A 12,480-nucleotide genomic window follows, 5' to 3' on the forward strand; every position below is an offset into this window, starting at 1 on the left:
CGAGGAATTCGAAGCCCAGCACTACCGATCCCAGGCAGCCCCGAACGCCGCCTGAAACCACAGAAACCGGCCGCTACGAAACTCGGGGCAGCTCATTGCAGCTCAGCGTTGATCCCCTGTTCGAGCGGTGCCAGGGTTCGGGAATCCCTCGCAAGCATCACAGTGAAGCCTGTCCCTTCCGGGCCACCCGGAGCGGTCCCCTTCGGACAGGCCGAAGGGCACCGCTCCGGCTTCGGTGATGTGGTGAGGGTTTCCGGCGCGGGAGGAGACACGGGAGGAGATGAGGAGGGAGATGCGCGGGCGCGCTTCGCGTCGGTGTGGGTCCGGGAACTGAACCATCGGGATCAGTCGCTGTCGAGGCCGTCGACCAGGCGGTCGAGGAACCGGGTGAACGTGGCGTCGGGAGCCAGGGGGCGTCCAGGTGCGGAGAGGGCTTCGGCGAGCTCCGGGTGATGACCGTCGGCGGCGACGGCGGCGAGGTAGCGGGCTTCGGCCGCGGCCCGGCCGGGTGAGCCCGCGGCTGCGGACTGCGTGATCTCGTAGCCGACGTGTCCGGCAACGAAGCCGGTGAGCAGGCTGAAGACCTCCAGTTTCGCGGCACCGTCCAGCCGGGTGGGGCGCAGGGCGGCGAGTGCGCGTTCCAGGAAGGCCAGCGCGTGCGGGCCGAGCGACCGGCGGGTGGACAGCGCGGCGGGGAGCCATGGGTGACGGAGCATGAGCGCGCGCTGAAGATGGCCGACGGCCTTCAGATCGGTACGCCACTCGCCGCTGAGGGGATCTGCCGTCGGGAGTTCGGCACTGACGTGGTCCACCATCAGTTCCAGCAGTGTCTCCTTGTCTCGGGCGTAGCTGTAGAGGGACATGACGCCGGCCCCGACCTCCGTAGCGACGCGCCGCATGGTGACCGCCTCCAGCCCCTCGGCGTCCGCCAGAGCGACGGCCGCGGCCGTGATCGCCTTGCGGCTGAAGGCGGGCTTGCGCCCTCTGCCGGGCCGGCGGGGGCTCAGCCAGAGCTGTTGGGGATCGATGCCGGAGGCGCCGGCCGTCCCGTCACGACGGGTCACGATCTTTTGTTCCTCTCCTGGCCACTGGGACTTGCGGAGGCCATCCAAGCATCCACTATTCTCGTACGACGTACGAGAATAGTGGAGGGGAATCATGACAGCACACACGCATGACGTCGTGCCGAGGCCCGACCGGGCCGTGCCCACCGGGAAGCCTCCGCTGTCCTCGCGGATGATGAGAGCGGCATGGCGCAATCTTCCGGCCGAACAGCACGCCGTCGGCTGGGAACCGGGGCTCGTGGTGCCGGCTGCCGACGGCAGTCCACTGCTCACGGACCACTACTTCCCCCGCGCAGAGGGCGACTTCCCCACCCTTCTCGTGCGCTCGCCGTACGGCAGGCGCCTGCCCTGGTCCCCCCTGTACGGCATCCTCTTCGCCGAACAAGGCTTCCGCGTGCTCCTGCAAAGCTGCCGCGGTACCGGTGGCTCAGGCGGCCGGTTCGCCCCATGGAGCAATGAGGCCGCCGACGGCCGGGCAACCGTGTCCTGGCTGCGCAAACAGCCCTGGTTCAACGGGGTACTGGGCACAGTCGGCCCCAGCTACCTGGGTTATGTGCAGTGGGCGCTCGCCCTGGACCCGCCTCCGGAGCTCAAAGCGATGGCCATACAGGTCGGCCTGCACGATCCCCATGCCCTCTTTCATCAAGGCGGTGCGCTCCGCCTGGAGAACGCGCTCGCCGTCGGTCTGGGCATGACGTACCAACACCAGGGGCCGGCGCCGTTCGTGAGGGCGACACTGCGCCTGCGCCGCCGGCTGCGTAGGATCACCACTGCGCTGCCGCTACGCAAGGCGTACGCGTCTGCCCTCGGCCAAGTGCCCTGGCTGGACGACGCGATGACCCACCCGGACGCCGCCGACCCGTACTGGCACGGCGCATCCGTGGGATCGGCAGCGGAGCGGCTGGCGGTGCCCACCAGCCTGATCACCGGGTGGCACGACGGACTGGCCGACCAGACCTTCCAGCAGTTCGCCCGGCTGCGTCGGGCCGGCTGTGAGACCGCTCTGCTCGTCGGCCCTTGGACGCACACCTCCGCGCTTCAGCAAGGCTGGCCAGAGGTGTTCTCCGAGACCCTCGCCTGGCTGCGCGCGCACCTGTGCGACGACCCCGCCGGCCTGCGCCCCACCCCCGTACGCGTGCACATCGGCGGCGAAGGCACCTGGCGCGACCTCGACGACTGGCCGCCGGCCCCCGTCACATCTGCCTGGTACCCCGGGGCGAACGGCACTCTCACCCAGCGGCCCCCCGCGAATTCCACACCGCTGGCGTCCTTCCACTACAACCCGGCCGACCCCACGCCTTCCCTGGGCGGGCCCCTGCTGTCCCCGAGCGCCGGCCCCCGCGACAACAGCGCCCTGGAGGCACGAGAGGACGTGCTGACGTATACCAGCGCGCCGCTGACCGAACCCGTCGACATCCTCGGCCCGGTCTCCGCGCGAGTGCGGATCTCCACGGACACCGGTTATGCCGACGTCTTCGCCCGCCTGTGCGATGTGGACACCGAGAGCCGTTCCACCAATATCTGCGATGGGCTGACCCGACTGCGGACCACTGGGCCGACCCCCTCGGAGGCCACCGTGGCGATGAGCTCCACCGCCTACCGATTCGCCGCCGGTCACCGCATCCGTCTCCAGATCAGCGGAGGCGCCCACCCGCGCTTCGACCGTCAAACCGGCACCGGGCAGCCAACGACCGAAGCCACCAGCCTCATGCCGGTACGTATCACGCTGCACGCCGGCTCAGCCCTGACGCTTCCCCTGGCCCTTCCCCTTCCCCTTCCCGAGAAGAGGAATACGGATATGTTCCCGTGAAGCGGTCGCGGGCGGCGGGTCGGGAGGTACCCCTGTCCTGCCCAGGAGTGATTTTGTCGAGCAGTAGCGGTTGTGGCCGAGTCCGGTACCCACACCCTCGAAGTCCGGGCCACCGACCGCACCGGCTACACCCAGACCGACAAGCGCGCCCCTCCCCTTCCTGACGGTGCCTCCGGCCGGCACTCAGTGGTGGTCACCGTGACCTGACACTGCATGCCCGTGACGGCTGCTCGGGGACGCCGCGCACCGCATGTCCCCCTTCGCCGGCGGGGGCGCCAAACCTCGCCATGACCGACGGTGCCGACCTCGGTCAGGCCACCAGCGTTCTCGGCAGCTCACGCCCGCGGACGCGCCGGTACGTATCAGGCATTGCGGTCCGTAAAGGCGCCCTGGGCGGTGAAGGCCAGCCTGGCGAAGCGTTCGCCGATGCGGCGGTGGGTGGCGGCGTCCGGGTGGAGCTGGTCGGGTAGTGGCAGTTCGGCGGAGTCGGCCGCACCGTAGAGGTCACGGCCGTCGAGATAGCGCAGGTTCGGGTCCGCGGCCGCCCGCTGTTCCACGATCCGGGCCAGCTCGTCGCGGATGACGCCCAGGGTCAGTTTCCCGCTCGCGCGTTCCGCCGGATCGCCCGTGGCATGGAACCGCAACTGCCCTTCGCTGAGGCTGCCGAAGTCCATGGCGCTGGGGCCGGGAGTGTCCTCGTGGATGGGGCACAGGATGGGCGAGACGACCAGCAGCGGTGTGGTGGGGTGGCCTTCGCGGATGGTGTCGAGGAAGCCGTGGACGGCGGGGGTGAAGGCGCGCAGGCGCATCAGATCGGCGTTGACCAGGTTGATGCCGATCTTGACGCTGATCAGGTCGGCTGGGGTGTCCCGAAGAGTGCGGGCGGTGAACGGGTCGAGCAGGGCGCTGCCGGCCAGACCCAGGTTGATCAGCTCCACCCCGGCGAGGGAGGCGGCGACTGCGGGCCAGGTGGTGGTGGGGCCGGCCGCGTCGGAGCCGTGGCTGATCGAACTGCCGTGGTGCAGCCATACCTTGAGGCCCCGGTCCGGTGCGGGCTCGACGGGGGCGTCGGTGCGCAGGGCGATGAGTTCGGTGGCCTCGTTGTGCGGCAGCCAGATCTCGACGTCCTTGGCGCCGTCGGGCAGATCGGCGAAGCGGAGGGTGCCGGGCAGACCGGCCCGTGTCTCGGCGGATCCGGTGGCCATATCGATGGTCAGGGTGTTCCCGCCGGTCACGCCGGCCCGACCGGCCAGGCGGCCGTTGACGAGCAGGTCGTACACCCCGTCCGGGCGGGGTGGGGCACCCACGTAAACCCGCTTGGTGGGCAGCGTGTCCAGTTCGATGAGGGTGGCCCGGGTGCGGAAAGCCAGCCGTACGCCGGAGGGTTGGGCTTCCGCCATGGCCAATTGCCCGTCGGTGTACTGGGCGCGGGCCCAGGCGGGCAGCCGGTGCGGCAGCACACCGTGCGCGGTGCGCTCCAGATCGAGGGCGCCGCGAAGTATGTCCGCGGTGACGGGCGTGGTGATCCAGTGGTGTTCGGTATGCATTGCCTCAGCCTGTTGGTCAATATCCGGATGGTTGAGATGCGTCGCCGCGTTGATGCGCCGATGTGTGGCTGCGTCGATGTGGCGAGCTGTTGGTGCGTCGCGTGGCCGATGGCCTTCGGCCGGCGGGGGCCCGGTCAGGGAGCGGGCCAGTTCCGCAGCAGGGCGTCGAGGGCGTCCAGGACCCTTGGCCAGGTTTCCTGCGCGTCGGGGGAGCTATGGCTGAAGCCTCCGCCCAGTTCCAGGCTGACGTAGCCGTGGAAGACGCTGCCCAGCAACCGGACCGCGTGGGTCTGGTCCGGCTCCGTCAGGTCGTAGCCGCGCAGGATCGCCCGCATCATCTGTGCGTGCCTGCGACCGGCGCTGGCAGCCGCCGTTTCCGGGTCGAGCCTCAGCTGAGCTGCGGCGTAGCGGCCGGGATGCTCCCGGGCGTAGTCGCGGTAGACGTTCGCGAAGGCGGTCAGGGCGTCCTTGCCGGCCCGCCCGGCCAGGGCGGCGGCACCGCGGTCGGCGAGTTCCGCCAGGGCGAGCAGCGCGATCCTGGTTTTGAGGTCCTGCGAGTTCTTCAGGTGCGAGTACAGACTCGCGACCTTGACGTCGAACCGTCGGGCGAGCGCCGAAACGGTCACCTGGTCGAAGCCCACCTCGTCGGCCAGTTCCGCCCCCGCCTGCGTCAGGCGTTCCGTGGTCAGTCCTGCGCGTACCATGCCCGTCCTCCCATTCGACAGAATGGATTATGCATTTGCCTAATGCATGTAGGCAACTTGTTATGCGTTTTTGGCATGCCGATTGAGGAACCGCTGGCTGAAGCGAGTGCGGGACGGTACCGCGTGCGTAGCAGAGGCGGCGTCGGCGCTCACCGGCGACGGCCGGCAAGGCCATGGCGTCATGGGGGAGCGCGGAGGCCGTCACTGAGGAGGGGGCAGCTCGCCATCGAAGTGGCGCTGCCGGCCGGTCGCGCCCGAGGAGAGGCGAGGTGCCGTCCGGCACCGAAGCCGGGGCACACGGTACGGCGTCCTGGCACCGGATTCGGTGCCAGGACGCCGTATACGAGGGGTGCTTACTTCACATTCACGCCGGTCCATGCGGCGCCGACCGCCTTGTATTCGGCGCTCGTCGTGCCGTACAGGGCCCCTGCCGCTTTCAGCGTGGCGGTGCGGGCGGCCTTGTAGTTGGTGGTGGAGGTCATGTACGTGGTGAGGGCCTTGTACCAGATCTTATCGGCCTTGTCCCGGCCGATGCCGGTGACCTTGGAGCCGTCGGAGGTGGGGCTGTTGTACTTGACGCCGTTGATGGTCTTGGCGCCGCTGCCCTCGGACAGCAGGTAGAAGAAGTGATTGGCGACGCCGGAGGAGTAGTGGACGTCCTTGTTGCCGACGCCACTGGACCAGTAGTCGGCCGAGGCTCCGTCCTTGCTGGGCTTGTCCATGTAGCGCAGCGGGGTGCCGTCGCCATTGATGTCGATCTTCTCGCCGATGAGGTAGTCGCCCGGGTCGGAGGCGTTCTTGGCGTAGAACTCGGCCGACGTGCCGAAGATGTCGGAGGTGGCCTCGTTGAGGCCGCCCGACTCACCGCTGTAGTTGAGCCCCGCGGTGGCGGCGGTGACGCCGTGGCTCATCTCGTGGGCGGCCACGTCGAGCGCGGTGAGCGGGTGGGAGTTCCCCTCGCCGTCACCGTAGGTCATGCAGAAGCAGCTGTCGTCCCAGAAGGCGTTGACGTAGTTGCTGCCGTAGTGGACGCGGGAGTAGGCGCCCTTGCCGTCGTTGCGGATGCCATTGCGGCCGAAGGTGTTCTTGTAGAAGTCCCAGGTGACGGCGGCCCCGTAGTGCGCGTCGACGCCGGCGGTCTGACGGCCGCCGCCCCATACGTCGTCCGCGTCGGTGAACAGCGTGCCGGTGCCCGACGTCTGCTGCTTGAGGTCGTACGTCTTGTGGCCCCCGCGGGCACCGTCGGTGAGCTGGTAGGACGACCCGCTCTTGGTGGTGGTGAGCGCGACCTTGCCGCTGTAGGTGCTGGTGCCCGTGCCGGTCTCGATGGCCTCGTTCTGGAACAGCTTCTTGCCGGTGGCCGCGTCGGTGACGACGTGCAGTTCGCTGGGCGTGCCGTCCTTCTGGACGCCGGTGACGACAGTTTCGTATGCGAGAACCGGCTTGCCCGTGGCGGCCCAGATCACCTTGCGCGGCGCGGCGGAGGCGCTGGTCTTGGCGTCCTTCTTCGCGGCGGCAGCGCTGAGTGCGCTCTTCTTCGCGGCGGAGGGGGCGAGCGCGGCGGTCGTACTGGGCACGGTTATCCGGGCGTCGGTCGCCTTGGTGACGCTGTGGGTGCCGTTCTTGGCCTCGTGGACCACCAGGTCGCCGCCGAGGACGGGCAGTCCTGCGTAGGTGCGCTCGTACCGGGTGTGTACCGTGCCGTCCGCGTCCTTGATGACGTCCCGCACAACGAGCTTCTCCCGCACGCCGAGGCCGATTTTCGCGGCGGTGGCGGTGGCACCGTGCTGAGCATCCTTGAACGCGGATGCCTGCTGCGCGGCGGAGAGCTGGACCGCCGACGTGCCGGTCGCACGGTCCGGCTGGGCGCTGGCCGAGCCGGCCTGGACGCCGACGGCGACCATGGCGGCGGAGGCGACCAGGGCGGCAGCGCGCAGGGTGTTCTTGCGGGGGGTGGACGAGATCCGTCTCAACTCGGTCTCCCTTGTGAGGGCCGCGGGTCGCGGCCCAAGATGCGGCCGGGCAACCGAGGGGTGGGGTGCCCGGTGGAGCAGAAGGAGTGAATCGATGGGAGCGTGCCAGGAGTTGACGCTTTTTGACAGATGTTCAACACAGAAGAAACAACAATTTCACCAATGGAACTGCTTCATGATGCCTTTCGAGGCCTTTGGGCCTGGAGCCGTGGCCGTGGCCGTGGTGGACGGTTCGCCGGCCCTCGTCGCCCCGGCCCTCCTCGCGCCGGCAGCCACGGCCACGCTGAAAGCCGTCCCGCACCTGCCGTCCGGCCTGTTGGACGAGGCAGCCGGGAACGTGGCCGTCATCGACACCGGCAACTACTACCCCAGGAACGCGACGGCCGGATCGCGGCCATCGAGGACGGCCTGACCGAGAGCCGCTGGACCGAGCAGCACCTCGGCCACCCCGTGATCAAGGCGTTCAACGGCACCTACGCGCAGGACATTCTCGACAAGCCGCGCCCCGCCGGCCACCCCGAACGGATCGCGCTGCCGGTGTCCGGTGACGACGAGGCGGCCAAGAAGGTCGTCCGCGACCTGGTCGACGAGCTGGGGTTCGACACCGTCGACGCGGGCGGCATCGACACGTCCTGGCGCCAGCAGCCCGACACCCCCGTATACGGTCTGCGGGCGGGCGTCGCAGGGGTCACCAAGGCCCTGGCCGAGGCATCACCGGAGCGACCGGAGTCGTTCCGGGCACAGGGGTAGGCGCAGGCGCAGGCAAGTCACAGGGAGAGGGCGCGCCGATCCGGGCGGCATGCTGTGGCCGGCCGCCTCCCCCTCCGTGACCCGGGGCGGCGGCCGGGGGAACGCTCCTCCCCTTTGGGGTCAGCAGGCGCCCAGGTCCTGCCAGACGCCCGAACCGCCGGTGGAGGGTGTCTCGCCCTGTGTCCACCACTTGGCCTTCCAGGTATGGCCGTTGTACGAGACCGTGTCGCCGCCCACATAGACGGAAGCGGCGCTGTAGGCCGCCGCGGTGCAGCTTCCGCCGCCCGGCGGGGTGGTGGGGGGCGGCGTGGTGGGGGGCGTGGCCCCGGCGAACTTCACCGAGTACTTGGTGAAGTCGTACGCGCCCTGCGGGACGCTGCTGCAGGTGCCGGATGTCTTGCCGTTGTTGTCCGGCGGGGAGCATTGCCGGTCCCGGTTGACCGACCAGTTCGTGAAGCGCGCCATGTGGTGCGCGGTCGCGAAGTCCAGCACCGCCTGGAAGTCCGCCTGGGTGAAGCACTCACCGGTGTCGCTGCGACCGTTCATCTGCGAAATGCCTTCGTGGGCGTACGCGGTGGCTTCGTCCCAGCCGAACGTGGAGCGCAGCACGGCATTGAAGTCGGTCAGGGCGGAGGTCTGCGAAGCCGCGCCGTTGAAGCCACCGTCGAACGGCATGATGGAGAAGTTGTCCGGGGTGAAGGACTGGGACTTGGCTTCGTTGAGCATCTGCTTGCCGAACCAGCCGGTGCCGTCGGCGGTTCCGGCCGTGGTGAGGGAGAGGTAGATGCCGGGGTTCTGCTGCTGAAGGATCTTGGCGGCCCCGATTTCGTTGTGGATGGCGGCGGCGTTCTCGTACTCCGGCTCCTCCAGGTCGAAGTCGAGTGCCTTGAGGCCGTACTTGTCGACGACCTGCTGGTATGCGGCTGCTGTCGCCTCGGGAGTGGTACAGCTCTGCCCGAGCTTGGTGCCGCCGTAGCCGCCGACGGAGGCGGAGACGTCTCCGCCCTTCGCGCGGACCGCGGATATCAGGCCGGCCACCGCGGTGTCCGAACCCACCGGGCTGGTTCCGCCCCATGTGGGCGAGCAGCCACCGCCGTTCGGGGCCAGGACGAAAGCGAGCTGGAACGCCTTGAGGCCGGTGGCGTCCATCACCGCTCCGGCGTCCGGCGGGTCGTTGTCGAGCGGCATGAGATAGGGCGCCGCGGCGTACCAGTTGCTGCCCACGGCCTTCGGTGTCGGGGTGGCGGTGCGGCTGTGGGCGGCGGCGAGCGCCGCGCCGGCCGCCGTGAGTGCGAGGCAGCCCGCTGAGACGAGTGCGGCGAGCGTTCTGACGTGACGAGGTGGCACAGGCCCTCCCGCGGAGCGAATCTGGTCCAGACCAATTGCCCCACAGGGTGACGCCTCGTCACGGGTGCGTCAACACTTTGGACCGGGCCGGTGTCGAACCGGGCCGGCGTTGGGGTGGATCGGCGTTGCGGTGGATCGGCGTTGGAGTGGATCAGTTTGAACCAGGGCGGGGTCAGGCCGGATGAGCGGACCGCTCTCGCGGGCTCCGGTCAAACTCGTCGAGACCGTCGGCGCATGGGGTGTCGGCGGTCAAACGGTCACGGTCACGGCGTACGCGATGAAGAATGCCGCGCAGAGTATGACGATGATGCCGAGGATGATGACCGGGCCTTTGGCCCAGCCCCGTGTCTGGCTGTCGCGGGGGCCGGTCTCCGCACCCGTGCTGCCCTCGCCCGGTGGAGTTTCCTCGGGCGGGACCCCACTTGCAGGGGGACGGTCGGGGGCGTGGTGCGGATTCGGGTCGGAATATGGAGAACTCATACCAGCAGTTTGCCCGTTTTGTGGCGAATTAAGTGGTGGGTGGTCGCGACTCCGGCGATGCGGTACGCGTCGGCTTGTCGGGGGTGGAGGGGTGCCTGCCCGAGCCCGAGTCCGAGGTCGTGCCCGAGGTCGAGGTCGAGCGTTCGTGCTGGTCAGCGTGGTTTGTGTGCGCCGCTGGAGGTGAATGCCACGGTCGTCACGGGCGATCGATCAGCCGGGTGCCCCTCATTGACAGTCGCGCCGTGACCGCGGACCGTAACCGTCGCCCCGGGCGGGTGTGAGGTGCCGGACAGGCCGATTACCAGGAGGAGGTCGATCCAGGGCAGGGACAGCTGACGCGTCTGTGCGCCGGCGGATCCGAAACAGGTGCCGTTTTGCCTCCGTCTGAAGCCGGGACAACGGGGTACGCGAGCTCCACTGGTCCACAGGAAGGCGGAGATCGTGTCCGATTCGTACGAGTTGAGCGTCGAAGTGAACGTCACCGAGCCGGACGTGGCGGTGGTGACCGTGTCGGGGGATCTCGACGGCGAGACCGGCACATCCCTGCACCACCAGCTCGCCAACCAGATCGTGCACGGGAGGCGGTATCTCGTGTTGGATCTGCGAGCCGTGCCGTTCATGGACTCCTCGGGGCTGAACATCATCATCCGTGCGTCCAACGAGACCAAGCGTCTCGACGGGAGCCTGCATCTGGCAGCGGTGTCCGATGTCGTGCTGCGCCTGCTCGATCTGACCGGGATCAGCGTGACCACCCCGGTCCACGCGAGCCCCGAGGACGCGCTCGCCGTGATCGCGTCGCGGCCCGCGGCTGACCCGGGGCCGGCGGAAAGCTTGCACACCGCGAAACGGTGACCTCGCCTGCCCCATGGCTTCGTGGCACCCAGATTTGTCCATGGCTGCCCATGTCCGCCCGGAGGCGCATGGGCGGCCTGGCGGCCCTCCACGGAGCGGATGTATGCCTGGCGGCCCTCCACGGAGCGGATGCCTGGGGGCACGGGCGATATGGACGGCATCGGCGAGATCCACCGGCGGCACGCCTGGACGCGGGGCAGGGGGCTCACTCCGTTCGCGCGGTAATCCGCCCCGGAGGCTGGGCAGTTGGTGTGCAGATCACTCGACGTTCGTGGACGGGCGCGGCAGACGGAGGTGCGCGAGATCATCGGGGGGCGGGCTGGTGTGCGGCCACAAGGGGGTGACATCGGCGTCGGCTGCCGCGGGGGCGTCGGTCAGGCGCATACGGTCACGCAGCCTGCCGTAGAAGTCGGTCGGCCTGAGCCGTACGACGCGCAGACGCCACGGAGCCGCGTAGACACCGATCCAGTCCCCGGGATCCAGGACGCCGCGCAACTGGCCGTCGACGCTGACCGCCGCGCGCCCGGAGTGACCCAGGACGCGCAGGGCGACGGCCTCGTCGGGGGCCGCGACCACCGACCGGTTGAACGTCATGTGCGGGGCGACGGGGGTGAAGACGATGGCGTCGGCAGCGGGGGAGATGACGGGGCCGCCGGCGGCGAAGCTGTATGCGGTGGACCCGGTGGGTGTGGCGACCAGGACGGCGTCGGCGGAGTAGGAGGCGAGGAGCCGGCCCGAGAGGTACACGCCGAGCGAGACCTGCCGGTCGCGGGCCAGTTTCTCCAGGACGATGTCGTTGAGGGCCGTCACATTCAGGGCCACACCCCAGTCCAGGGCGACGGCGCAGTCGGAGCGCACCAGCGGAGCCGGCAGCGCGGGACCACGGCCGTACTGCAGCAGGGCTTCCATCCCCTCCGGGAGCTCCAGCGGCCTCGACGCCCGCATCGTCAGCATCAGTCGGGTCTCGACGTCCCCCTGGCCGCGGTGGACGGTGTCCAGCGCGCACTCGACATCGTCGGCCGGGACTTCGGTCAGGAAGCCGAGGGTGCCCAGGTCGACACCGAGCACGAGCGCGTCGTTCTGCGCGGCCAGGCGTGCTCCGCGCAGAAAAGTACCGTCGCCGCCGAGCGTGACGATCAGGTCGGGGCCACCTGCGGCATCGACCTCTTCCCGGGCATCCCGCCGTTGCTCGTCCTGACTCCACACATCGATGGCGACACAGCCGACACCCTGGCGTAGGCACCACCGTCGGACGACGCCGGCGGCCGCCACGGCGGCAGGACGCCCTTCATGGACGACGATGCCCACCCGCTGCACACTCACGCCGCGTCCTCTCCGTCGGCTTCTCCTTCTCCGTCTCCCTGTGCCTGCGCCTCTCCCTCTGCCTCTGGATGCCCCGTACGCGGGCCGGCCTGCGAGCAGAACGACGAGGGGAGGGGGTGGTGCGCAGCGATGGGGAGGGGATGGGGATTCTTTGCGGAACCGCGAACGAGATGTCGGCGCACCACGCACCGCCGGGTTCACCACCGGGTTCGTCGGCAGCGGTCAGCCGCCCCTGCGGTGGCGGCCACCTGCCGCCACCGATGAGACGACGCGTCCACTCATTCCACCCTCTCACCCACCAGCGCCCTGTCAAATGGCCCTGGGATGGCGTGAACAACGCCAGGAGTTGATGCCTCACAACCCGCAACGCGGCCGGGCTTCTCCGCACCGGAGTTCACCAGTCCGGGCTTCGACAGCCCCGGTATCCCCACGGGACCGCAGCTCGGGGAGACGGAGACCGGCAAGAGGATGCGGGCGGAACAACAGGAGAGGACGCCGTCGCGCCCGTCCCCCCTCCGGAGGCACACCATCCGCCGCAGCCGCAGCCGCAGCCGCAGCCGCAGCCGCAGCCGCAGCCGCAGCCGCAGCCGCAGCCGCAGCCGCAGCCGCAGCCGCAGCCGCAGCCGCAGC

11 protein-coding genes and 1 pseudogene are annotated in these 12,480 nt (G+C 69.5%); 4 read left to right on the forward strand and 8 right to left on the reverse strand.

What is annotated here, in order from left to right:
* Positions 1 to 344 precede the first annotated feature (344 nt).
* Positions 345 to 1,064, reverse strand: coding sequence for a TetR/AcrR family transcriptional regulator C-terminal domain-containing protein (locus tag ACWGJY_RS36450; protein ID WP_453265194.1), 720 nt, complete (start codon positions 1,062 to 1,064; stop codon positions 345 to 347).
* A gap of 94 nt (positions 1,065 to 1,158) precedes the next feature.
* On the opposite strand from ACWGJY_RS36450, the gene ACWGJY_RS36455 reads away from it, so the two are divergent.
* Together ACWGJY_RS36455 and ACWGJY_RS36460 are read left to right on the forward strand one after the other, a co-directional pair.
* Positions 1,159 to 2,874: a CocE/NonD family hydrolase gene (locus ACWGJY_RS36455; protein ID WP_453265195.1), complete on the forward strand. Its 1,716-nt coding sequence runs from the start codon at positions 1,159 to 1,161 to the stop codon at positions 2,872 to 2,874.
* Positions 2,875 to 2,946: 72 nt separating this feature from the next.
* Complete coding sequence (locus ACWGJY_RS36460; RefSeq protein ID WP_453265204.1) at positions 2,947 to 3,081, forward strand: hypothetical protein; 135 nt, start codon at positions 2,947 to 2,949, stop codon at positions 3,079 to 3,081.
* A 155-nt stretch (positions 3,082 to 3,236) separates the two neighbouring features.
* Here ACWGJY_RS36460 and ACWGJY_RS36465 read toward each other — a convergent pair whose 3' ends face one another.
* The 3 genes from ACWGJY_RS36465 to ACWGJY_RS36475 form a co-directional block, all read right to left on the reverse strand.
* Positions 3,237 to 4,421 carry a GDSL-type esterase/lipase family protein gene (locus ACWGJY_RS36465; RefSeq protein WP_453265196.1) on the reverse strand — a complete coding sequence of 395 codons (1,185 nt, stop codon included), beginning with the start codon at positions 4,419 to 4,421 and terminating at the stop codon, positions 3,237 to 3,239.
* Positions 4,422 to 4,555: 134 nt separating this feature from the next.
* Positions 4,556 to 5,125, reverse strand: a complete 570-nt coding sequence (locus ACWGJY_RS36470; RefSeq protein ID WP_453265197.1) for a TetR/AcrR family transcriptional regulator — start codon at positions 5,123 to 5,125, stop codon at positions 4,556 to 4,558.
* 353 nt (positions 5,126 to 5,478) lie between these two features.
* Positions 5,479 to 7,098 (reverse strand): M4 family metallopeptidase, encoded by a 1,620-nt coding sequence (locus ACWGJY_RS36475; RefSeq protein ID WP_453265198.1) that lies wholly within the window; start codon positions 7,096 to 7,098, stop codon positions 5,479 to 5,481.
* Between the two features lie 274 nt (positions 7,099 to 7,372).
* On the opposite strand from ACWGJY_RS36475, the pseudogene ACWGJY_RS36480 reads away from it, so the two are divergent.
* Positions 7,373 to 7,848 (forward strand): annotated as a pseudogene (locus ACWGJY_RS36480) (NADPH-dependent F420 reductase); the annotation flags it as partial.
* 120 nt (positions 7,849 to 7,968) lie between these two features.
* Here the strand turns inward: ACWGJY_RS36480 and ACWGJY_RS36485 are convergent.
* Together ACWGJY_RS36485 and ACWGJY_RS36490 are read right to left on the reverse strand one after the other, a co-directional pair.
* On the reverse strand, positions 7,969 to 9,195 hold the full coding sequence (locus tag ACWGJY_RS36485) for a carbohydrate-binding protein (RefSeq protein WP_453265199.1): 1,227 nt from the start codon (positions 9,193 to 9,195) through the stop codon (positions 7,969 to 7,971).
* 249 nt (positions 9,196 to 9,444) lie between these two features.
* Positions 9,445 to 9,675 (reverse strand): DUF6480 family protein, encoded by a 231-nt coding sequence (locus tag ACWGJY_RS36490; protein ID WP_453265200.1) that lies wholly within the window; start codon positions 9,673 to 9,675, stop codon positions 9,445 to 9,447.
* 471 nt (positions 9,676 to 10,146) lie between these two features.
* Between ACWGJY_RS36490 and ACWGJY_RS36495 the strand changes: the two genes are divergently transcribed.
* Positions 10,147 to 10,527 (forward strand): STAS domain-containing protein, encoded by a 381-nt coding sequence (locus tag ACWGJY_RS36495; RefSeq protein WP_453265201.1) that lies wholly within the window; start codon positions 10,147 to 10,149, stop codon positions 10,525 to 10,527.
* 258 nt (positions 10,528 to 10,785) lie between these two features.
* On the opposite strand, the gene ACWGJY_RS36500 is transcribed toward ACWGJY_RS36495, so the two are convergent.
* Positions 10,786 to 11,850, reverse strand: a complete 1,065-nt coding sequence (locus ACWGJY_RS36500) for an NAD(+)/NADH kinase (protein ID WP_453265202.1) — start codon at positions 11,848 to 11,850, stop codon at positions 10,786 to 10,788.
* 278 nt (positions 11,851 to 12,128) lie between these two features.
* Positions 12,129 to 12,480 (reverse strand): hypothetical protein (locus tag ACWGJY_RS36505; protein WP_453265203.1); only part of this gene is annotated, 352 nt, incomplete at its 5' end.

The sequence above is a fragment of the Streptomyces sp. NPDC054765 genome (genome assembly GCF_053612065.1).

Excerpts from the sequence above, each read along its gene's own strand:
- ACWGJY_RS36455 (WP_453265195.1), top strand. The coding sequence starts at position 1,159 with ATGACAGCACACACGCATGACGTCGTGCCGAGGCCCGACCGGGCCGTG.
- ACWGJY_RS36465 (WP_453265196.1), bottom strand. The coding sequence starts at position 4,421 with ATGCATACCGAACACCACTGGATCACCACGCCCGTCACCGCGGACATA.
- ACWGJY_RS36470 (WP_453265197.1), bottom strand. The coding sequence starts at position 5,125 with ATGGTACGCGCAGGACTGACCACGGAACGCCTGACGCAGGCGGGGGCG.
- ACWGJY_RS36490 (WP_453265200.1), bottom strand. The coding sequence starts at position 9,675 with ATGAGTTCTCCATATTCCGACCCGAATCCGCACCACGCCCCCGACCGT.